We start from the raw sequence: 22,383 nt of genomic DNA on the forward strand, positions 1-22,383 counted from the left end.
TTAGCGACGCATCTGCCGTTATTTGTGCGCCAGCAGCGCCTTCACCAGCTTTTCGTCGATTTCGCCGGTCGCCTGCATCTTGTTGTCGGTCTGGAAAGCCATGATTGCGGTCTTGGTCTTGCCGCCCATCACGCCATCGGCGCCGCCGGCATCGTAGCCGTTCTTGTTGAGGATGAGCTGGATGTTCTTGACCGCCTTCTTCATGTCGACGCTGGCGGTGGTCTGCGGCGTGCCTTCCTGCCAGGATTCAGGAATATCGGCCGAGTTGGACGCCGGGTCGAGCGGCTTCGGCTTCCACAGTTCCGTGGCGGCGCGCGCCCGCTCCAGCTGTTCGGGGCGCAGCGCAGTGGCGACCTCGTCGCGCTTTGCAGCCGCATCCTTGTCGCCGGTCTTGGCGACGAGCGCGAACCATTTGTAGGATTCCTCCAGGCTCTGCTTCATGCCGACGCCCTTTGCCGCCAGGATGCCGAGATTGAACTGGCTGTCCTTGACGCCGACATCGGCCGCCGCCTGAAACCAGTGCGCGGCCGATTCATTGTCGGTCACGCCGTCGGCGGCCATGGCAAACAGAACGGCCAGATTGTGCATGGCGCTGGCATTACCCTGCGCGGCGGCGAGCTGGTAGAAGGTCTTTGCCTTCTTGACGTCGCGCGTGACGCCGATGCCCTTCTCGTAGAAATTGCCGATGCGGTATTCCGCCGGTGCGAAGCCGAGCTCGGCCGACTTTTCGTACCATTTGGCCGCTGCCGCCATGTCTTCCTTGACGCCGCGCGATTCAGCATAGCGCGAACCGAGCTCGAACAGCGCCTTGGCGTCACCGCCGGCAGCCGCGTCGCGCAAGGCTTGCGGGCCGGCATCGGCCGGAACGTCTATCTTGGCCACGACAGGTGCTACCGCGGCATCAGCCGGCGGAACGGCGCCGGTAGTATCCGACGCCGTCGTATCCGAGGCCGAGGGCGCCACGACGGCGGCCGCAGGCTGCGCGTCGGCAGCCGCCGGTTCCGCAGTGGCGGTCGTCGGCAGCATTGCATTTGGCGCGGGGGCCGGATCGGCCAAAGCCATCGGCGCTGGCGCGGGCTCCACCGCCGGCACTTCGGGCCCAGCGACCGAGGCCGCATTCATTGGCGCATCGTTGCCAGCTGCCGGTTCCGTGGGCTCCGCCTGCCTGACGATCCGGGCCGGCACGTCCTGAACGGCCACCTGCTGTTCTGCCTTGGGTTGGCTGGCAGCGTTGACCGAGGCAGTCTCGACCGGCTGCGAGGCGACGATCGGCGCTGTATCGTTGCTTGCGACCTCGACCGGGTCGGCGAAGAAGGCCTTGCCCAACTGGAGGCCGGCAAGCGCCAGCATGATCGCGACCGCTCCCATCAGGATCGGCTTGCGCCGCGCCTTGAGCAGGTCGCCGATACGAAGCGCCTTGACCGGGCCCTTCATGGTAGACTGGCGTTTCAACGCGTCGGCCTCGGCGGCCGCGGCCTGCGCCGCGCGCCTGGCCGCGGCAATGAAGTCGGATTTCGACGCATCGCCGGAGTTTTGGCGCACCGGTGGGCCACGTTCGTCGCGTACGCGCTTCATGATGGCGTTGAGGTCGGGCGCGCCGGAGCCCGGCTCCAACGGCCGGTTGGCGAGCTTCGGATCGAGCGGCTCGTCGAGATCGACGCTCGGCAGGTCGACATTGGGCCCCGAGCCGGCAAGCGGCGGCATGTCAGCCGGCTTCTTGCCCCTGAAGGCGCGCGCAAATCCACCGAACAGCGACTTCTTGGCCGTGGCTTCGCCTTTCTCGGCAATCCTGTCGGAACCGAGCGCTGCCTGGGCAGCGGCCGCGGCAGCCTCGGCTGGCGAGCGCCGTACGGGTTCGCTGCCCATGACCGGGTCGCTACGCGTACCCGGGTCGGCGCGCATATCCGGCTCGCTGCGCATGATGGCGGCGGCGCGGCCGTCGAGATCGGCCATGTCTCCGGTCAGCGGCAGCGGCTGGTCGATATCCATCGACGGCGCGTCCTGCACCGAAATCTTGGAGGCGCGTGCAGCGCGGGCCCGCCGCGCCGGCTCGGCCTGGGCATCCAGAAGCTCGCTCACCGCCTCGGCCGGTTCGCTGGTCTCCAGCGAGCCCAGACGATCGACGATCTTGAGCAACGTGTCGTGGATAGCCTCGAATGTCCGTGAATTGCGCTCGTCCGAACGGCGCGTCAGCGCTTCCAGCGTCTTCAGATCCTGAGCAAGGCCGGTAACGGCCGCGGTGTTGGCGTTGGAATCTGCCAGCGAGCGCACGGCGCTCTCGGCTGCTTCGCGTGCCGCGCCCATGATGGATTCGCGGGTTCCGGCCAGCGACTTCTCGATTTCGTTGAGGCGCGGGCTGATGTCCTCGAATTCCGGCAGCGGCGTGCCGGGCTTCGACAGATGCGCCGATAGGCTGGAGACCTGCGCCTCAAGGCTGCGGATCAGTGCCGGATCGATGCCGGCGACCTGCGCGGCCGACGATTCCAGCCGGCTTGAAATGTCTTCGAGCCGGCTTTCCAGGCCGCGGATCGCCGCCTCGTTGGCAGGATCGGGAATGCGCGTCTCCATGCGTTGGGCGAGCGCGGTGAAGCGTGCGTCGATGGCGTCCATGATGCCGGCGCTGTCAGCCTGCGGCTGGCGCTGGTCCAGCCGGTCGGCAACCTCGTCCAGCCGCCGCTCGAGATCGCGAAACAGCATGTTGCCCTGTTCGATGGCATCGCCCTGCCGACGTTCCATCATGCCCGACAGCACGTCGAAGCGCTGTTCCAGACCCTGGAAGATATAGTCGGCGTCGGGCATGGCCGGGGCGCGGTCGATCTTGTCGGCGATCATCGCGATCTGCTTGCCGAGGCGCTCCATCGCCTGTTCCGGCAGATTGGCGCGGCCGGCAAGCTCGTCGACCCTGTTCGACAGCGTGCTGAGACGGTCGAGAACCTCGCCGCTCGGACGAACCTGCACGACTTCCTCGATCTGCTGCGCCAGCGAGGCGATCCGCTTCTCGATGCGTTCAAAGGGTTCGGGGTCGAAGGAATTGGCCTGTGCGGCGACGGTCGAGGCGACGATGGCGCGCGAAATCTCATCAAGCCGTTCGTCGATCAGGCCAAGCGTGTCGCCGCCGCGGTTGCTCTGCTGGCTGACGAAATGATCGACGGCGCCGGCAAGGGTGCGGACCTTTTCTTCCATCGAGCGCAGCGACAGCGATTCCGGCAGATTGTGGACGGCATTGCTGATCTGTTCGAGCCGGTCGGTCAGGGCCGAAAATCCGGGGCCGTCGGCACGGTTGCGCTGGTCGGCGTCGACACGGTCCTCGAACGCGCTCCAGCGGCGGTCGAAATCGTCCCAGCGGCGGTCGACCTTCAGCACGCTTTCCTCGCGCGCCAATGTGTCGAGCGCCGTCTTTACCTGCTCGAGCTCGAGCCGCAGCATGTTGACGCTTCGGTCGTCGCTCTTCTCGGCCAGCGTCTGGATTGCGCCGGACAGCCGCTCGAATTCGACGCCGAGTTCGGCGCTGCCCTTGCCGGGCAAGCCGCCTGCCTGACCACCCGATTGGTTGCTCGCCTGGAAGGCCCGTTCGATGTCCTTGCGCAACGCGGCGAATTCGCGCTGCAGGCCGGCCGTCATCTGATGGCGCAGTTCCTCGCGCAGGCCACGCAATTCGCCGGCGATCTTGCCGACCACGGCGACGCTGTCTTCCTGGCCGCGCACGCGGTCGATGTCGCGCGCGATCGCCTGATAGTTCTGGTCGAAGCCGGCCGGCCCGGCGCCTTTCGGCCGCGGCGTGGGCTGCGGGTCCTCGTACCAGCGCGGCGGGGCGTAGGGCTGGGCGCTTGCGTAGCGCGGCTCTGCCGGCGGCCGGCGCGGATCGAAGCGCTCGGCGGCGTCCTCGCGCTTGCGCTCCAGCCGCTGCTCCAGCGTTTCCAGCGAGCGGTTCAATTCATCAAGTGTGGTGTTCGGCCTGCGCGGCCTGCCGGCGTTGAGTGTATCGAGATAGGACCGCTTGCTGTTCATCGATGCATCCGTTTTTCAGAATGGCCGGCTTGCTGCCAGTTTCCCAAGTCCTTGTCGGGAACGAAGGCAGCCGCGCGGCACTGCTGCGGCGGAAGACGAGCTTCCCGGGCCAGGCCCGCTCTCCGAAAAACCGTGAAAAATTCGCTACAGGATAAACACGGGTGACCGACATCCGCACATTTCACCCATCGTGGTAAACAAGGTGTTAACCAAGCTTAAGAAGTTACGGCATTGCTGAAATACAGGCGGTGCCCGTTCGGACCCGGCGCCGGGGGTGCGGCATAAGGTTTCGCAATCCCAGAACGCCCTTGCGTCATGCGGCGGCTATCGATATAGAATTGACGTAAACGTAAGAGGGGCGCCGTTCGTGCCTTTTGCGATGAATTAGTTGAAACCACGACTGGAAGCATGCCCCCGCTTCCACTCAGGCGTTGCAAGGTCCGAGACCGCGATGCCACGACAGGGGAAAGCCAGTGACTATGAAACTTGTTTCGCCCGGCGAAGCCGCGGCCAACACCAACAATATGTCTGCCGAAGCCAGTGAGGAGCTCGTGCGCATCGGCGAGATGGCCAAGAAATACGGCGTGACGCTGCGCACGCTGCGTTTCTATGAAGACAAGGGCCTGCTCAATCCGAAACGCGATGGGGCAACGCGCCTCTACACGCGCCGCGACAAGGCGCGGCTGAAGCTGATCCTGCTCGGCCGCAAGGTCGGGTTCTCGCTGCGCGACGTCAAGCAGATGATGGATCTCTACGATCCCACGGGATCCAACACCAAGCAATTGCGGCTGGCTCTCGACAAGTCGGAGAAGCAGCTAGCCCGCCTGCAGAAGCAGCGCGCGCTGATCGACGACGCCATCAACGAGCTGAGCGGCTCGATGTCGGCCGTGCGCCAGATGCTGTCCGAGCGTTCGGCCCCGGCCAGCGCCGCCAGCTGATTTTGCTCCGCAGCTCCCGGCGAAAGCTTTGAACTTAAGAGCCGCGCGGCCGCCCGCGCGGCTCTTTTTGTTTGACCCCCCTCGCTTTGCACAAAGCCATGCACCGCTCGTGCGACAGGCTGGCATAGGTAAATTTTGTCCCGGCGACAAAATTGACGTTTACGCAAACGTCAATTTTTGCTATCTCGCTTTCGACATTGGCCGGCGTGCCGCCCCAACCTCATGTTCGGGGCCCGATCTCGCGGCCAAGACCCGCATGGTGGAGGAACACATGCCGATCTACAGGGCGCCGGTCCAGGACACGCTGTTCGTGCTCAACGAGGTGCTGGGTTATCAGCGATATTCCAACCTTCCCGGGTTTGCCGACGCGACGCCCGACGTTGTCGAGGCGATCCTCGCCGAAGGCGCCAAGCTCGCCGAAAACGTTATGCATCCTCTGAACCGCGTCGGTGACATGGAAGGCTGCGTGCGCCATGAGGACGGCTCGGTGACGACGCCGAAGGGCTTCAAGGAAGCCTACGACCAGTATCGCGAAGGCGGCTGGATGGGACTGGCGGCGCCCGTCGAGTTCGGCGGCCAGGGGCTGCCCTATGCCGTGCACACCGCGGTTGCCGAATACATGGTTTCGGCCAACATGGCGCTGATGATGTATCCCGGCCTGACGCAAGGCGCGATCGCTGCGATCATCACACACGGCACCGACGAGCAGAAGGCGACATGGCTGCCGAAGCTGGTCGAGGGGTCCTGGACCGGTACCATGAACCTGACCGAGCCGCATTGCGGCACCGATCTCGGCCTGCTGCGCACCAAGGCGGTGCCGAACGGCAACGGCACCTACAAGATCTCAGGCCAGAAGATCTTCATCTCGGCCGGCGAGCACGACATGTCGGAAAACATCGTCCATCTCGTGTTGGCCCGCATCGAAGGCGCGCCGGCGGGCGTGAAGGGCATCTCGCTATTCATCGTGCCAAAGCTGAAGCTCGATGCCTCGGGCAATCCGGGCGAGAAGAACACGCTCTCCTGCGGGTCGATCGAGGAGAAGATGGGCATACACGGCAATTCGACTTGCGTCATGAATTATGACGAGGCCGAAGGCACGCTGCTCGGTGAGGCCAATGGCGGCCTGAAGGCGATGTTCACGATGATGAACGAAGCCCGGCTCGGCGTCGGCCTGCAGGGCCTGTCGCTGTCCGAGATCGCCTACCAGAACGCGGTCTCCTACGCCAAGGACCGGCTGCAGGGCCGCTCGCTGTCTGGCGCCAAGGCGCCGGACAGACAAGCCGATCCGATCATCGTCCATCCCGACATCCGCCGCTCGCTGATGACCATGAAGGCCTTCAACGAGGCCGGCCGCGCGCTGGCGCTGTGGACGGCGATCAAGTCCGACATCGCCCACCGCTCCGCCGACGACAAGGATCGCCAGGCGGCCGACGACTATACCGGCCTGCTGACGCCGGTGATCAAGGGCGTGCTCACCGACAAGGGTTTTGACCATGCCGTCATGGCGCAGCAGGTGTTCGGCGGCCACGGCTACATCGAAGAGCACGGCATGAGCCAGTTCGTGCGCGATGCCCGCATCGCCATGATCTATGAAGGCGCCAACGGCATCCAGGCGCTCGACCTCGTCGGCCGCAAGCTTGGTCTGAATGGCGGCCGCGCCGTGCAGGCCTTCTTCAAGGACGTCGGCGAGTTCTGCGAGGAGAACCGTGCCGACGACAAGCTGGCGCCGTTCACCAAGGCGCTGAAGAAAGGCCTCAACGATCTGCAGGCGGCGACCATGTGGCTGGTGCAGAACGGCATGGCCAAGCCCGACAATGCCGGCGCCGCGTCGACCGATTACATGCATCTCTTCGGCCTTGTGGCGCTGGGCTACATGTGGGCGCAGATGGCCAAGGCCGCGCTCGGCAAGACCGGCGCCAACGGCTCGCAGTCTGTCCACGAAAATGGGGCTTTCTACGACAACAAGGTGGTGACGGCGCGCTTCTTCATGGAGCGGATCATGCCCGAGACGTCGGCACATCTGGCCCGCATTTCCAGTGGTGCGGACACGCTAATGGCGCTGCCTGCGGAAGCGTTCTAGAAATGGCTGGCGTCCCCCTCCCCCTAGAGGGGAGGGTGGCCCGAAGGGCCGGGAGGGGTCCTGCGTGCAGTGCGCCGGCTGGTTGGCGCTTTGGTAGGAGATGATCGCAATGCCCCAAACCCGCGTCAATTCCGAAGATAAGGTCGAGCACGTCATCGGCGACCCCACCCGACCGCTTCGCGGCCACCCTCCCCTCGAGGGGGAGGGGGACGTTGGCGCGGGAGAAACGGCATGACAAATCCATCAGAAGTGCTCTCCTTGCCGACGCCCGCCTGGGCGGCGGACGAAGTCGGCATGCTCTACGACATGGCGCATCGCTTCATGTCGGAAGAGATCGCGCCGCGCTACGACGAGTTCGAGAAGAACGAGATGGTCGACCGCGAGAGCTGGCGCAAGGCAGGTTCCGCCGGCCTGCTCTGCGCCTCGATGCCGGAGGAATATGGCGGCTCCGGCGGCACCTTCGCGCATGAGAGCGCCATCATCGAGGCGATCGGCCATGTCGGCGTCGACGGTTTCGGCATCGGCCTGCACAATGCGATCGTTGCCCCTTACATCCTTCATTACGGCTCCGAGGAGCAGAAGAAGAAGTGGCTGCCGAAGCTGGCAACCGGCGAACTGATCGGCGCCATCGCCATGACCGAGCCGGGCGCCGGCTCCGACCTACAAGGCGTCAAGACGCGCGCCGAGAAGGACGGCAACCAGTACAAGATCAACGGCTCGAAAACCTTCATCACCAATGGGCAACTGGCCAATTTCATCATCGTCGTCACCAAGACCGATCCGGCCAAAGGCGCCAAGGGCACCTCGCTGATCGTCGTCGAGACCGACGAGGCCGAAGGCTTCGAACGCGGCCGCAACCTCGACAAGATCGGCCTGAAGGCCAACGACACGTCGGAGCTGTTCTTCAATGATATGCGCGTGCCGACCTCGAACCTGCTTGGCCACGAAGAGGGACAGGGCTTCATCCAGCTGATGCAGCAATTGCCGCAGGAGCGCCTGCAGATCGGCACCGGCGCCATCGCCATGATCGAACGCGCCCTGGCGCTGACCATCGACTACGTCAAGGATCGCAAGGCCTTCGGCAAAGCGATCATCGAGTTCCAGAACACCCAGTTCAAGCTCGCCGAACTCAAGACCGAGGCGACCATCGGCCGCGTCTTCTACAATGATTGCGTCACCCGCCACATCAATGGCGGGCTGGATCCGGTGACGGCGTCGATGGCGAAATACTGGCTCTCGGACCTGCAGGGAAAAGTCGTCGACGAATGCCTTCAATTGCATGGCGGCTATGGCTACATGAATGAATATCCGATCGCCCGCATGTTCCGCGACGCCCGCGTCCAGCGCATCTACGGCGGCACCAACGAGATCATGAAATTGCTGATCGGCCGCTCTCTCTGAGAGCGACGTCGGCAAAGCAAGGAGCAAGCAAATGGCTGAAGCTTATGTCTATGACGCCGTGCGCACACCGCGCGGCAAGGGCAAGAAGGATGGCTCGCTGCACGAGGTGCCGGCGGTGCGGCTTGCGGCCAGGACGCTTGAAGCGTTGCGCGACCGCAACGGCCTCGACACTGCAAACGTCGACGACATCATCTTCGGCTGCGTCGATCCGGTCGGCGAAGCCGGCTCCGTCATCCCGCGTGCCGCCGCCTTCGAGGCCGGCTACGACAACAAGGCGCCGGGCATGCAGATCTCGCGCTTCTGCGCCTCAGGCCTCGACGCCATCAATTTCGGCGCCGCCAAGATCGCTCAAGGCGCCGACGAGATCGTCATTGCAGGCGGCGTGGAATCGATGTCGCGCGTCGGCATGGGCGCCTCGGGCGGCGCCTGGTTCATGGACCCGTCCGTCGGCCTGCCCGGCTGGTTCGTGCCGCAAGGCATATCGGCCGATTTGATCGCCACCAAGTATGGTTTTTCGCGCGACGACGTCGATGCCTATGCGGTCGAGAGCCAGACGCGCGCCGGCAAGGCCTGGGCCGATGGCCGTTTCAAGAACTCCGTCATACCGATCAAGGACCAGAACGGCCTCACCATCCTCGATCATGACGAGCATATGCGGCCGTCGACCGACATGCAGTCGCTGGCCTCGCTCAACCCGTCCTTCGTCATGCCTGGTGAAATGGGCGGCTTCGACGCGGTCGCCGTGCAGAAGCACCCTGAGGTGGAAGAGGTCAATCACGTCCACCATGCCGGCAATTCGTCGGGCATCGTCGACGGTGCCGCCGCAGTGCTGCTCGGCTCCAAGAAGGCCGGCAAAACGATGGGCTTGAAGCCACGCGCGCGTATCCGCGCCTTTGCCAACATCGGCTCCGAGCCGGTGCTGATGCTTACCGGTCCGGTCGACGTCACCGAGAAGCTTCTGAAGCGCGCCAAGATGAAGCTGTCGGATATCGACCTGTTCGAGCTTAACGAGGCCTTCGCCTCGGTGGTGCTGCGCTACATGCAGGCATTCGAAATCCCGCACGACAAGATCAACGTCAATGGCGGCGCCATCGCCATGGGCCATCCGCTCGGTGCCACCGGCGCGATGATCCTGGGCACGGTGCTGGACGAGCTCGAGCGCCGCGATTTGAACACCGCTCTGGTGACGCTCTGCATCGGCGCCGGCATGGGCACCGCAACGATTATCGAACGCGTCTGATTTTCGGCCGGAAGGAGAGAGACATGACTTATACAAACTTCACGGTCGACACCGACGCAGACGGCATCGCGCTGGTCACCTGGAACATGCCGGACCGCTCGATGAACGTCTTCACCGAAGAGGTAATGAACGAGCTCGACAAGATCATCGACCAGGTGGTGGCCGACGCCGCCATCAAGGGCGCGGTGATCACCTCGGGAAAGGACAGCTTCTCCGGCGGCGCCGACCTGACCATGCTGCAGAAGATGCTGGCCGTATTTGCCAAGGAGAAGACCAAGGACCCGGAGAAGGCGGCACAGCTTCTGTTCGACAATGCCGGCCGCATGGGGGGCCTGTGGCGCAAGCTCGAAACGTCGGGCAAGCCCTGGGTCTCGGCGATCAACGGTACCTGCATGGGCGGCGCGTTCGAGCTGTCGCTGGCCTGTCATGGCCGCGTTGCCGCTGACTCCGAAAAGGTCAAGATGGCCTTGCCGGAAGTCAAGGTCGGCATCTTCCCCGGCGCCGGTGGCACCCAACGCGTGCCGCGCCTGACCGACCAGCAGCAGGCGTTGCAGATGCTGACCACCGGCCAGACGCTGTCGCCGCAGAAAGCCAAGGCGATGGGGCTGATCCACGAGATCGCCGAACCCGGCAAGCTGATCGAGACCGCCAAGGCGATGATCAGGAACGGCCTGAAAGCCGTCCAACCCTGGGACGAGAAGGGCTTCAAGCTGCCCGGCGGCCTGATCTATTCGCCCGCCGGCTTCAATCTGTGGCCGCCGGCCATCGCCATCCTGCGTCGCGAGACCTACGGCAACTATCCGGCCGCCGCGGCCATCCTGAAATGCGTCTATGAGGGCCTGCTGGTGCCGTTCGACACCGGTCTGCGCATCGAACAGCGCTATTTCACCGAAATCATGCAGTCCAAGAAAGCAGCAGCGATGATCCGCTCGCTGTTCGTCTCGCTGCAGGAGCTCAACAAGGGCGCCCGCCGTCCGGCCGGCGTGCCAGAGACCAAGTTCAAGAAGATCGGTATTCTCGGCGCCGGCTTCATGGGCGCCGGCATCGCCTTTGTCACCGCCAAGGCCGGCATCCCGGTCGTCCTGCTCGACCGCGACATGGCGTCGGCCGAAAAAGGCAAGGCGCATTCCGACAGCCTGATCTCCGATCAGGTCAAGAAGGGCCGCGCCAAGCCCGAGGAGAAGGACAGACTTCTGTCGCTGATCACGCCGACGGCCGACTATGCCGATCTCGCCGGCTGCGATCTGGTGGTCGAGGCGGTTTTCGAGGATTCGGCCGTCAAGAAGGCTGCCACCGAGCAGGCCGAAGCCGTGCTGAAATCGTCGGCGATCTTCGCCTCCAACACTTCGACCATCCCGATCACCGCGCTGGCCAAGAATTCGGCGCGGCCGAAGAATTTCGTCGGCATCCACTTCTTCTCGCCGGTCGACAAGATGATGCTGGTCGAGATCATTCTGGGCAAGAAGACCGGCGACAAGGCGCTGGCCACCGCGATCGATTTCGTGCGCGCCATCAAGAAGACGCCGATCGTCGTCAACGACACGCGCGGCTTCTACGTCAACCGCTGCGTGCTGCGCTACATGTCGGAAGCCTACAAGATGCTGATCGAAGGCGTTCCGGCGCCGATGATCGAGAATGCCGCCAAGGCCGCCGGCATGCCGGTCGGCCCGCTGGCGCTGACCGACGAGACGGCGATCGACCTTGCCCAGAAGATCATGAAGCAGACCATCAGGGACCTCGGCGACAAGGCCGTCGACCCCAGGCAGATGGCGTTGATCAACACGCTGGTCGACACCCATGGCCGCTTCGGCCGCAAAAACGGCAAGGGTTTTTACGACTATCCCGCCAAGCCCGCCAGGAAGAAGCTGTGGCCGGGCCTGAAGGATCTCTATCCGCAGCTGGAGGCCGAGAAGGTCGATTATGAGGAACTGCAGCAGCGCCTGCTGGTCACCATTGCGCTGGAAGCGGCCCGGGTGATGGAGGAAGGCATCGTCACCGATCCGCGCGAGGCCGATCTCGGGTCGATCCTCGCCTTTGGTTTCGCGCCATTCACCGGCGGCGCGCTGTCCTATATTGACGGCATCGGCGCCAGGGAGTTCGTCAGAATAGCCAAAGGCCTGCAGAAGAAATACGGCGCCGAGTTCAAGGCGCCAAAGCTGCTGCTCGACCTGGCCGAGAAGGGCGAGACCTTCTACCAGCGCTTCGATCCCTATGCGAAAGGCGAGGTGAAGAAGGCCGCTTGAGCTGGCGCCCCATGTACGTCTGGGGGCGCCTTGCGCGCATGATGGCCACGGCAAGGCGCCGTGGCCTTATGCGGTCGGTAGCGAAAGCCGACTGGCTTTTCGCTGCCTGCCGACCGAGATCGACTTCAACCTCCATCTCAACAACGCCCGCTACATGATGCTCGCCGACCTCGCGCATGACCCCGAAAATCGGAATCGATTTTCGGGGTCATGCGCCAAATCAAAATGCTACAGCGTCCTTGGCGCGTCCAACAGTACGCTTGCCCGCTCCGTTCAACCGCGACCGCCGACCTAGGCCGAGCGGGGTTTCATGAGCTCCGACCAGGGATTGCGCAGCCTTGCCAAGGCAGTTTGAGGCATCCATGACGACTTCGCCGCACACAGCTTTTTAGGGGATCGGGCCGCGCGCCGGTGGACAATCGGATGACCGCGCGTTAGAAGGAAAAGGTATTTTTTCCTGTTTTGAGGAGAGCGAATTGCTCTCGCATGACCGAGTTTGGGCAGCCATCGACGCTCTCGCTGAGCGCTATTCGTTGTCGGCCTCCGGCCTGGCCCGGCGAGCCGGTCTGGACTCCACCGCTTTCAACAAATCGAAGCGGCTGTCCTCGGATGGACGGCCGCGCTGGCCGTCGACCGAATCGCTGGCGAAGATCATCGAGGCGACCGGCGCCTCGCTCGACGAATTCACCGGGCTGGTCGAAGGCCGTGCCAAGGCCGCTTCGGGCTCGGTAGCCGCGCAGCGTTCGGCGGTGCCGCTGCTCGGCTTTGCCCAGGCCGGCGCCGGCGGCTTCTTCGATGATGCCGGCTATCCCTCAGGCCAGGGCTGGGACCTTGTCGAGCTTCCGGCACGGGCGACCGAAACCTCTTATGCGTTGAAGGTGCAGGGCGATTCCATGCTGCCGCTGTACCGCAATGGCGATGTGCTGATCGTCGAGCCGGGCGCCGCTACCCGCAAGGGCGACCGCGTCGTCGTCAAGACCAATGCCGGCGAAGTCATGGCCAAGGTGCTCGACCGCCAGACGACGAAATCGATCGTGCTGATTTCGCTCAACCCCGACCACCCGGACCGCGACATCGCGATGCGCGATGTCGAATGGGTGGCGCGGATCGTCTGGGCAAGCCAGTAGGTCTCGCGGTGCGTCTGCTTCAAATCCTCATAGCCCTCCTGGCGATCCCGGTGATGGTCGCCATTGTCGTCGCCGGCGGTCGCGCGCTGCATCGCGAAAGCACCGCCATCACCGTCGACCAGATCGACCCGGACACCGAGGCCGTGCCCGAGGAGCCGGCGACGTCGGCGATCCCCGAGGTCCGGCCCGTCAAGCCTCCGATGCACTCGCCTCAGGTGCATTCGAGGGCGATCGATCCCGAGGCCATCGCTCCGCCGCCGCTGCCGGTAGAAGAACTTGAACGGGTTGAGCCACGCGCGCCGCTGAGCGACCTGGCGCTGGCCGGGCCGCCCAAGCCGCGTGGGCGCAGAGCGGTCGACGACTGGGGAGGAACAAAACTGTTCCAGCCGGTCGCGGCCGCCGCCGGCCTGATCGAAGCCAATGGTTATTCCGTGACGGTCTCCGGCATCGACATCGTCAGGCAAGACGAGACCTGCACCGAGGGCGGCAAGTCCTGGGCTTGCGGTATCAGGGCGCGCACCGCGTTCCGGTCTTTCCTGCGCGGCCGGGCCGTTGCCTGCAAGGTGCCGCCGGAGGCCGACCGTGCGCTGATCGCCGCCGAATGCCGCATCGGCAAGCTGGATGTCGGCCAGTGGCTGGTCGAAAACGGCTGGGCGCGCGCCACGGCAGCCGGCCCCTATGTCGAAGCGGGCGACAAGGCGCGCGCCGCCAAGAAGGGCGTCTTCGGCGCCGCGACCGATCTTGGCGGCCTGCCACCGGCGCCAACGCCTGTTGTGGCACCGACGGCGTCGCAACCGATCCTCGATGCCCCGGCGATAGACACGCCGCTGGCCGGGACGGAAATTACGCCGCCAGCTGACCAGCCAGCGCCCGCTCAATGAGCGCGCGGGTTTCGGCGATGCCGTAGAGGGCTGCGAACGAACCGAAGCGCGGTCCGCGTTCCTGGCCGATCAGCACCTGGTAGATCATCTGGAAGAAAGCGCCCGAGACACCAGGGCCGCCGTCCGGGCTCTTCTTCGAATGGTCCTGATAGCGTTCGATCTTGCGCGCCACGTTGAGCGAAGCGTTCTGGATCGCTTCGCCGTCGGCGCCGGCCGGCAGGCCAGCAAGCGCGTTGCCAAGCGCTTCCAGCGCGACGCGTTCGACATCGTCGGCCGGCCGGAAGGTCTTCGTCGGCTTCACGAAATCGTCGAAGTAGCGGATGGCGAAACCGACCAGCTGGTCGAGTTCGGGATGCGTCGCCGGCGTCACGCCAGATGCATGGCGCGAGATGAAGCCCCACAGCACATCCTTGTTTTGCGCGTTGGAGGCGCTGACCAGGTTGAGCAGCAGCGAGAACGGCACCGGCATGTCGATGGAAGGCGGCTTGCCGTCATGCATGTGCCAGACCGGATTGCCCAGCCNCCCAGCCGCTCCTTCCAGTCCTGGCGCGGATAGGCGTTGAGGAAGGTGTAGTACTCGTCGACGGCGCGTGGGATGACGTCGAAATAGAGCTTTTTCGCCTGCCTTGGCCGCTGATACATATAGAGGCCGAGGCTTTCGGTCGGCGCGTAGCGCAGCCATTCGTCGATGGTCAGCCCGTTGCCCTTCGACTTCGAGATCTTCTGGCCGTTCTCGTCCAGGAACAGTTCGTAGACGAAATGCTCGGGCGCGCGCCCGCCGAGAATGTTGCAGATGCGGTCGTAGATCACCGCGTTCGTCTGGTGGTCCTTGCCGAACATTTCGAAATCGACGCCGAGCGCTGCCCAGCGCATGCCGAAATCCGGCTTCCACTGCAGCTTGACCTTCCCGCCGGTCACCGAAAGCGTGGTCTCGGTGCCCTCATCGTCGAAGGTGATGTTGCCGGCCTTGGCGTCGACATGCTTCATCGGCACGTAGAGCACGCGCCCGCTCTTCGGCGAGATCGGCAGGAACGGGCTGTAGGTTGCCTGCCGCTCCGGCCCCAGCGTCGGCAGCATCACCGCCATGATCTGCTCATAGCGCTCGGCGGCGCGCACCAGCATCGCATCGAAGCGGCCGGCCTTGTAGTACTGCGTGGCGCTGGCGAATTCGTAGTCGAAGCCGAACGTGTCGAGGAAGCGGCACAGCATCGCGTTGTTGTGGTCGCCAAAGCTCGGATAGTCGCCGCCGAACGGATTGGGCACCGCCGACAGGGGCATATGCAGATAGGGCTCGAGCGCTGCGCGATCCGGCACATTGTCGGGGATTTTGCGCATGCCGTCCATATCGTCGGAGAAGCAGAGCAGCTTGGTCTTGACCTTGTTCCCGGTCAGCACGTGAAAGGCATGGCGCACCATCGAGGTGCGCGCGACCTCGCCGAACGTGCCGATATGCGGCAGGCCCGACGGGCCGTAGCCGGTCTCGAACAGGACGATCTCCGGGAAGTCGCCGCCCTTGTAGCGCTCGATGATCTTTTTGGCTTCCTCGAACGGCCAGGCCTTGCTTTCGGCGGCTGCCGCAAGCATTTCGGGGTTGAGATCGGCGATGTTTGATCCCGTCATGTCAAAGTTCCAGTCATGGCCGGCTTTCGCGGCTGGTAAGATTTTTCAACCGGGTCTCTAGGCGCGACAGGGCGGAGCGTCAACGATATCAGGCGTTTTCGTTGCGACGGCGCCGTGGCGTCCCTACCTTCGACCCTCACTATCAAGGAGTTTTGAATGCCGTTGCCGTCCACCCATGAAGCCCTGATCTACCTGATGGTCATCACCTCGGCTTCCGATCGCGACATGACCGATATCGAACTGGCGCGCATCGGCGACGTCGTCCGCAGCTGGCCGGTGTTCGAGGATTTCAAGCAGGACAGGCTGATCGCCATTGCGCAGGACTGCCAGAAGATGCTGCATGAAAAGGATGGGTTGGAAGGCGTGCTCGAGCGTGTCGCCGAGACTTTGCCCGAACGGCTGCACGACACCGCCTATGCCGCGGCCTTCGAGGTTGCCGCCGTCGATCTAGAAATGCGCATGGAGGAATTGCGGGTGCTGCAGTTGATCCGGCGTGAGCTCGATCTCGACACGCTGACCGCCGCAGCCATCGCGCGCGGGGCGAAGGCCCGCCTGCGCACGCTGACCTGATCCAGCCCCTAAAGGAAGCTGACCGGGACCGGATCAGAAAAAGCTGACCGGGAACCGGATCAGAAGAAACTGACCGGGAAATAGCGCAGGTAGAATTCGGCGAAGGTGCCTTTCACCGATATCTCCTGCAGCGCGTAGTCCATGGCTGCGGCCAGCGCTGGGTCGCTGGCCCGGGTGGCAATGGTCATGCCGGACCCCAGATATTCCGGCGCCAGGTAGGGTCCACCGGCGAAGCGGCAGCAACCGGCGGCGTCCGTGCCGCCCAGCCAGAAGGAAAAGCGCATGCCGTCGCCGAAGGCGGCATCGATCTTGGCGCTCTTCAAGTCGCTGTAGAGGTCTTCCGGCCGTTGAAAGCGGATGATCTGCACGGTGCCGAAATAATCGCGCAGCATCTTTTCATGCGCCGAGCCGGCCAGCACGCCGACCCGCTTCGAGCGCAATTTGTCGAGGATCGGCTCGGCGAAGGCCTTGGTCTTCGGCATGATGAAGCGCGCCGGAAACTGTAGATAGGAGCGCGAAAAGCTGTACTTCGCCCGCGTCTCCGGCGTTGCGGCGATGCCGGCGATGATCGCCTCGCCTTCGCCCTTCTGCAACGCGTCGTCGAGTTCGGCCCAGGGCAGCGCCTGGATCTGGCATTTGTCGGCGATGTCGAGTTCGGCGCAAATCGCCCGCGCCAGGTCGATGTGGAAGCCGGACAGTCGGCCCGTGCCGTCGAGAAAATTGAAGGGCGGGAAATCGGTTGTGGTGAGGAACCTGAGCCTCGGCAGCGCCGCAAGGTCCGGCTTCGGCAGCCGCTCCTTGGCATCCCAAAGCACCGGCACCTGCGGTTCCGCTGCCCGCACAGCGCCGGCAAACGGCTGCACTCCGATCAGCATCGACAGCAAGGCGATGGTTATCCAGCGTGATGTCACAAAAAACTCCGCCCGTCTTGGCCGTTGGCTTGTGATACGAAAACGGCGCAGGCACAATTGTTTTTGATTTCAAAGGGCAAATTTCGGGTTATGCTTTGGCGAGGTTGCAAATAGCCGCACAGAGTCGGCCCGGGGTTGGCGGTCGCTGGCGTTAGAAAAGCTAAGGATGTGGCTTTGCAATCCGGGGTTGATGGCTAAGTGCGGGGCAGGCACGTAGCATCGGTCTCAAGAGCGGTAGGCAACATGGGGTAGATGTTGCGATGGGTTATTTTGACCGGACACTTGAATATATTGACCGGGTGCAGCGTGCCGACACGTCGGCTGCGGTGTGCGAGCAGCTACTTAGTGTCACCTCGAATTTCGGATTGACGGCCCTGATAGCCGCAACGGTGCCGCAGCCCGGTACACCAAGCAGCCAGACGAAGGACCATGTGCTGCTCTGCGATTGGCCTAGCGAATGGCTGGAGCGTTACTTATCGCGCAACTACGTCGACCACGATCCGGTCGTCAGCCATTTGAAGCAGTTTCGGGCGCCATTCCAATGGCGCGATGCCGTTCAAAGCATGCCCGCCGACAAGAGCAGCGCCGAGGTAATGCGCGACGCCCGCCAGTTCAAGCTGCGTGACGGCCTCGCCTTCCCGCTGATCACGCTCGAAGGCCAGATCGCGCTGGTCTCGCTGGGCGGTGAGGCGGTCGAACTGTCCGAAGCCGAATTCGCAATGGTCTCGCTGGCCTCCACCTATGCCATCGGCCGCGCCATGCAGCTTCAAACGACGGCCGGCAAATCTATCGATCACATTGAATTGACGCCGCGCGAGCGCGAATGCCTGCAATGGGCGGCGGTCGGAAAATCCGAGTGGGAGATTTCGCAGATCCTCGGCATCTCGGAGCATACCTCTGAGAAACACCTTCTCAACGCCAAGAGCAAACTAGGCGCCGCCAACCGTGTGCAGGCAGTCGCCGAAGCAGTCAGGCACGGCTATATCAGCTAGGCCGGTTCTGGCGGCCCGAAATTTATGGCCGCATTGTTGGCGTCATATCTTCAGAAAAGACCGGCCCCTGTCGTCCTCTTGAGACGGCTAATGCTTTCTTAACGCCAAAAGCAGACTCGGCGTCGCCAACAGGGTGCACGCCATCGCGGAGGCGTTTAGACGCAGCTATATTAGCCATGTCGGCTGTGGCAGCCTGGAAATCCTTGCCAACACCTTCGCGCAATTTTTTCGGGAAAGCCCGGCCGTATCTTCCTCTTAAGCCCAGGAGACGGCTAATGCTATTTTCCCTTACCACTCAACAACTGATGGAACGTCCCGACCTATGGGAGGCCGTCCATCGCCTGCGTTACAAGGTCTTCGTCGATGAGATGCGGTGGACCGATCTCGATCGCCCGGACGGCCTCGAAATCGATCAATTCGACCATGATGAGGCCGAACACCACCTTGTCATACGCAATGGCGAGCTTGCAGGCTATCATCGGATGCTGCCGACCACACGGCCGCATCTCCTTAGCGATGTGATGCCGGAACTCTGCGAGGGAAAGCGCCCTTCGGGACCGAATGTCTGGGAGCTAACCCGTTACGCGGTGGCGCCAGGCTTTCGCGATGGCAAGCGCGGCGTGTCTACGGTCGGCACCGAACTGATCGCCGGCTTCGTCGAATGGGGCCTTGCTCGCAATGTCGATCAGGTCATTATCGAGGTCGAGCCGGTGTGGGTGCTGCGGACGCTGCAGTTGCACTTCCTGGCGACGCCGCTCGGGTACCAGCGCACCTATGGCAACCAGCAGGTCGTCGCCACACTGCTGACCTTCAACGAGCATACGCTGGATGTCGTGCGTTCGCGCCGCAACCATCACGCCCCGGTGTTGGCCAGGGGCACCCCCCACATGCTCGGCATGCGGCAGGCGTCGTGAGACTGTCTTCACCCGACGCGCTTTAATGCATGTCGCTCAAAGTGGCCCCGGTTTTGAGAGAACGACATGCATGAAACAAAGACCTAAAGCGCGTCGCGTGAATCCGTTCAAATGCGATGCGCTTTAGACAATGGCCACAGAGCCCACCTCCGTGTGGGGGTGGGCTCTGTAATTTCAGCCTCTGCCTATCGAGGCCAGTCTCTACTTCTCGAGAAACGACGGCCCTTCGCCGACGATCTTTTTGTCTTCCTTGCCGATGGCGTCGAGATCGCGCCCATCATAGGGCAGTGACAACAGGATGCGCCGCATGACGGCCAGCCGCGAGCGTCGCTTGTCATTGGCCCGCACGATGATCCAGGGCGCGAACTGCTTGTGCGTGCGCTCGACCATCTGGTCGCGCGCCTTGGTGTAGTCGTCCCATTTGGTGATGCCGGCAATATCGATCGGCGAGAACTTCCAGTTCTTCAGCGGAGACCAGCGGCGGTCGTGAAACCGTTCGAGCTGGGTTTCGCGGCCGATGTTGAGCCAGAATTTGAAGAAATAGATGCCGTCGTTGGAGATCATCCGCTCGAAATGCGGCGTCTCGTCGAGGAATTTTGCATGCTGTTCCGGTGTGCAGAAGCCCATCACCGGCTCGACGCCGCCGCGGTTGTACCAGGACCGGTCGAAGGTGACGAATTCGCCCGATGTCGGGAAATGGGCGACGTAGCGCTGGTAGTACCATTGCCCGACTTCGGTTGGGGTCGGCTTGGTCAGCGCCACATTGCGCGCGGTTCGAGGATTGAGATACTGGCGCAGCACCGAGATGGTGCCGCCCTTGCCGGCGGCATCGCGCCCCTCGAACAGCGACATCAGTCTGCTGCCGGTCGCCTGCAGCCAGGCCTGCGCCTTGACCAGTTCGATCTGCAGCCGCTCCAGCGTCTCGTCATACTCCTCGGTCTTCATTTTCTTGTCGTAGGGGTAGTCGCCTGCGGTCAGTTTGTGGTCCTCGATCCAGCTGGGAAGCTCGGGGTTTTCGATGTCGAACTCCCGCTCCTTGCCGTCCACCTTGATCTTCAGCGGCCCCTCTGCCGGCTCTGCGGCGGGACTTTCCTTGGCTTTTTTCATCGAGACGAACCTTTCCAGCTTGCGGACTCATGCTATGGGGGGCCTCAAACCCGGTCCAGCGGAAGTTTCGGCGGGACCGGCGCAGAAGCACGGAAAGCACGAATGGCTGACACCGGCGCAGAGCGGACAACCACGGGGCAGGCCGTCGCCGGCCGGCTGTGGAACAGCCGATGGCTGCTTGCCGCCGGTGCGATCGCCATCATGGCCGTTTATGGTTTTGCCGGTATCTCCGCCTATGTCGTCCTGGCTGCGTTGACGGTGCTGCTGGCCGCCGCGCTTCTGCCAACCGGAGGCGCCAGCCGGTCTGCTGAGACCATTGCCACGATCGAGGCGAGCGGGCTGCAGCGGCTTTCCGGCGAATATCTTGCGGCTGCCGTTGCCGATCCGCTGATCATCTTCGACCGCACCGCCACCATCGTCCACGCCAATGCCGCCGCCTTTGCCGCCTTTGTCGGTATCGCGCCCGGCCTGTCGCTGTCGCTAAAATTCCGCGCGCCGGAAATGCAGGCCTTGCTCGACGGCGTGCTGTCGGGAACCGTCGCCTCCGATGCCGTCGACTACACCGAGAAGCTGCCGGTTGAACGGGCCTACCGGGTCAGCGCGTCCTCGGTCGGCCACGCCACCGATCTCTATGTGCTGGTATTCAAGGACCAGAGTGAGACGCGCCGCATCGACCGCATGCGCGCTGACTTCATAGCCAATGCCAGCCACGAGTTGCGCACCCCGCTTGCTTCAATCTCGGGCTTCATCGAGACGTTGCGCGGCCCGGCCCGCAACGATCCGGCGGCGCGCGAGCAGTTCCTGCAGATCATGCAGAACCAGACCGGCCGCATGGCGCGCCTCATCGACGATCTCCTGTCGCTGTCGAGGCTTGAAATGAAGCCTTACCTGAGGCCGGGAACCGAGGTCGATCTGCGCCAGACCATCGACAGCGTCATCGATTCACTAGGCCCGCTCGCCAGCGAGAACGGCGTCGTCATCGAACGCGACTACGCCGAGGGGCCGCTCGACGTGCCCGGAGACCGCGACGAGCTGTTCCAGGTGTTCGAGAATCTCTTGGAAAACGCCTGCAAATACGGCCAGCCTGGCGGACGCGTCACGGTGTCGATCGCGCGGGGCGAGGCCGGCCCGGAACCGGGCATCGATGTAACCATCAGGGACTACGGCCCGGGCATCCCGGAAGAGCACATACCGCGCATTACCGAGCGCTTCTATCGCGTCGACGTGGAGAGCAGCCGCACGCAGAAAGGCACCGGTCTTGGCCTGTCCATCGTCAAGCATATTCTGACGCGCCACAACGCCCGGCTTTCGATCAAGTCGGAGGTTGGCAAGGGCGCGGCGTTCACGGTCCATTTGCCGGCAGGCTGAGGCGGTACTATCTGCTAACTGCCTGTTTCTTCTTTCTGTCATCCGGCTAGCGTATCAGCACAGGGGTCGAGGAAACGACTCAAAAGGCCAAAGATTTAAGGAAGGCATTTCGCCCATGCAGTCCGTACACATTGTCAGCGCCTATGACGAAGAGCTGAAATACCTGGCGAAGCGCATCGCTGCGATGGGCGGCCATGCCGAGCGCATGGTCGAGCAGGCGATCCAGGCGCTGGTCAATGCCGATCCCGGCCTCGCCCAGAAGGTCATTCGTGACGACATCGTGCTTGACGATGGCCAGCGCGAAATCGACGACAAAGCCATCGTCATCATCGCCAAGCGCCAGCCCATGGCGACGGATCTGCGCGAGATCGTCGGCGCCATCCGCATTTCGGCCGACCTCGAACGGGTCGGTGACCTCGCCAAGAACGTCGCCAAGCGTGTGGTCAGCGTCATTGACGGCCGCCAGCCGACCAGCCTGTTTCGCGGCCTCGAGGCGCTTGCCGAACTCGCTTTGACCCAGCTCAAGGAAGTGCTCGACGTCTATGCCTCGCGCTCGGTCGAGAAAATAGGCTTCGTTCGCGACCGCGACGACCAGATCGACGCCATGTACACCTCGCTGTTTCGCGAGCTTTTGACCTACATGATGGAAGATCCGCGCAACATCACGCCGTGCACGCATCTGCTGTTTTGCGCCAAGAACATCGAGCGCATCGGCGACCACGCCACCAACATTGCCGAGNACGCCGTGCACGCATCTGCTGTTTTGCGCCAAGAACATCGAGCGCATCGGCGACCACGCCACCAACATTGCCGAGACGATCTACTACATCGTCACCGGCGAGCAGTTGCCGGCCGAGCGTCCCAAGGGCGACAAGACCGACAAGGTTGCCCTGCCGGTGCTGCCGGTGAAGTGATCGCGCGCCCCTCGAACGCTTAATCATATTGCGCTAAACTGCCCGGATGTTAGCGTCTCGGTTCCTGGC

General features: G+C 63.4%; 14 protein-coding genes and 2 pseudogenes. 12 read left to right on the forward strand and 4 right to left on the reverse strand.

Annotated features, from left to right (window positions below; genetic code table 11):
* Positions 1–18: 18 nt before the first annotated feature.
* On the reverse strand, positions 19–4,008 hold the full coding sequence (locus tag X750_RS160110; protein ID WP_023746691.1) for an SEL1-like repeat protein: 3,990 nt from the start codon (positions 4,006–4,008) through the stop codon (positions 19–21).
* Between the two features lie 479 nt (positions 4,009–4,487).
* Between X750_RS160110 and X750_RS160105 the strand changes: the two genes are divergently transcribed.
* The 7 genes from X750_RS160105 (at position 4,488) to X750_RS160075 (ending at position 13,918) form a co-directional block, all read left to right on the forward strand.
* Positions 4,488–4,946, forward strand: coding sequence for a MerR family DNA-binding transcriptional regulator (locus X750_RS160105; protein WP_023669610.1), 459 nt, complete (start codon positions 4,488–4,490; stop codon positions 4,944–4,946).
* Positions 4,947–5,217: 271 nt separating this feature from the next.
* Positions 5,218–7,026 (forward strand): acyl-CoA dehydrogenase, encoded by a 1,809-nt coding sequence (locus X750_RS160100; RefSeq protein ID WP_023746692.1) that lies wholly within the window; start codon positions 5,218–5,220, stop codon positions 7,024–7,026.
* Positions 7,027–7,257: 231 nt separating this feature from the next.
* Positions 7,258–8,427, forward strand: a complete 1,170-nt coding sequence (locus tag X750_RS160095; RefSeq protein ID WP_023738205.1) for an acyl-CoA dehydrogenase family protein — start codon at positions 7,258–7,260, stop codon at positions 8,425–8,427.
* A 31-nt stretch (positions 8,428–8,458) separates the two neighbouring features.
* A complete protein-coding gene (locus tag X750_RS160090; RefSeq protein WP_023738206.1) occupies positions 8,459–9,667 on the forward strand; it encodes an acetyl-CoA C-acetyltransferase in 1,209 nt (402 codons plus the stop codon).
* A gap of 23 nt (positions 9,668–9,690) precedes the next feature.
* The gene (locus tag X750_RS160085) at positions 9,691–11,910 is read left to right on the forward strand and encodes a 3-hydroxyacyl-CoA dehydrogenase NAD-binding domain-containing protein (protein WP_023746693.1); all 2,220 of its coding nucleotides are present in this window, start codon (positions 9,691–9,693) and stop codon (positions 11,908–11,910) included.
* Positions 11,911–12,386: 476 nt separating this feature from the next.
* A complete protein-coding gene (locus tag X750_RS160080) occupies positions 12,387–13,037 on the forward strand; it encodes a helix-turn-helix transcriptional regulator (RefSeq protein ID WP_023681959.1) in 651 nt (216 codons plus the stop codon).
* A gap of 8 nt (positions 13,038–13,045) precedes the next feature.
* Positions 13,046–13,918, forward strand: a complete 873-nt coding sequence (locus X750_RS160075; RefSeq protein ID WP_023688698.1) for a thermonuclease family protein — start codon at positions 13,046–13,048, stop codon at positions 13,916–13,918.
* Here the strand turns inward: X750_RS160075 and X750_RS01000000162605 are convergent.
* Positions 13,881–15,538, reverse strand: a pseudogene (locus tag X750_RS01000000162605) (lysine--tRNA ligase). The gene X750_RS160075 and the pseudogene X750_RS01000000162605 overlap by 38 nt on opposite strands.
* Before the next feature lie 156 nt (positions 15,539–15,694).
* Between X750_RS01000000162605 and X750_RS160070 the strand changes: the two are divergent.
* Positions 15,695–16,108 carry a tellurite resistance TerB family protein gene (locus X750_RS160070; protein WP_023688697.1) on the forward strand — a complete coding sequence of 138 codons (414 nt, stop codon included), beginning with the start codon at positions 15,695–15,697 and terminating at the stop codon, positions 16,106–16,108.
* Between the two features lie 59 nt (positions 16,109–16,167).
* On the opposite strand, the gene X750_RS160065 is transcribed toward X750_RS160070, so the two are convergent.
* The gene (locus tag X750_RS160065) at positions 16,168–17,019 is read right to left on the reverse strand and encodes a transporter substrate-binding domain-containing protein (protein ID WP_023730967.1); all 852 of its coding nucleotides are present in this window, start codon (positions 17,017–17,019) and stop codon (positions 16,168–16,170) included.
* 260 nt (positions 17,020–17,279) lie between these two features.
* On the opposite strand from X750_RS160065, the gene X750_RS160060 reads away from it, so the two are divergent.
* Positions 17,280–18,011, forward strand: a complete 732-nt coding sequence (locus X750_RS160060; RefSeq protein WP_023669621.1) for a LuxR family transcriptional regulator — start codon at positions 17,280–17,282, stop codon at positions 18,009–18,011.
* A 275-nt stretch (positions 18,012–18,286) separates the two neighbouring features.
* Positions 18,287–18,925: a GNAT family N-acetyltransferase gene (locus X750_RS160055; protein ID WP_023681954.1), complete on the forward strand. Its 639-nt coding sequence runs from the start codon at positions 18,287–18,289 to the stop codon at positions 18,923–18,925.
* Between the two features lie 201 nt (positions 18,926–19,126).
* Here the strand turns inward: X750_RS160055 and ppk2 are convergent, their stop codons facing one another.
* Positions 19,127–20,032: a polyphosphate kinase 2 gene (gene ppk2 / locus X750_RS160050; RefSeq protein WP_023711408.1), complete on the reverse strand. Its 906-nt coding sequence runs from the start codon at positions 20,030–20,032 to the stop codon at positions 19,127–19,129.
* 102 nt (positions 20,033–20,134) lie between these two features.
* Between ppk2 and X750_RS160045 the strand changes: the two genes are divergently transcribed.
* Both X750_RS160045 and phoU read left to right on the forward strand, forming a co-directional pair.
* Positions 20,135–21,400 (forward strand): ATP-binding protein, encoded by a 1,266-nt coding sequence (locus tag X750_RS160045; RefSeq protein WP_023726832.1) that lies wholly within the window; start codon positions 20,135–20,137, stop codon positions 21,398–21,400.
* 115 nt (positions 21,401–21,515) lie between these two features.
* Positions 21,516–22,314: pseudogene (phoU, locus tag X750_RS01000000162610) on the forward strand (phosphate signaling complex protein PhoU).
* The last annotated feature ends 69 nt before the right edge of the window (positions 22,315–22,383 follow it).

Source organism: Mesorhizobium sp. LNJC391B00 (genome assembly GCF_000502535.1).
Lineage (GTDB): Bacteria > Pseudomonadota > Alphaproteobacteria > Rhizobiales > Rhizobiaceae > Mesorhizobium.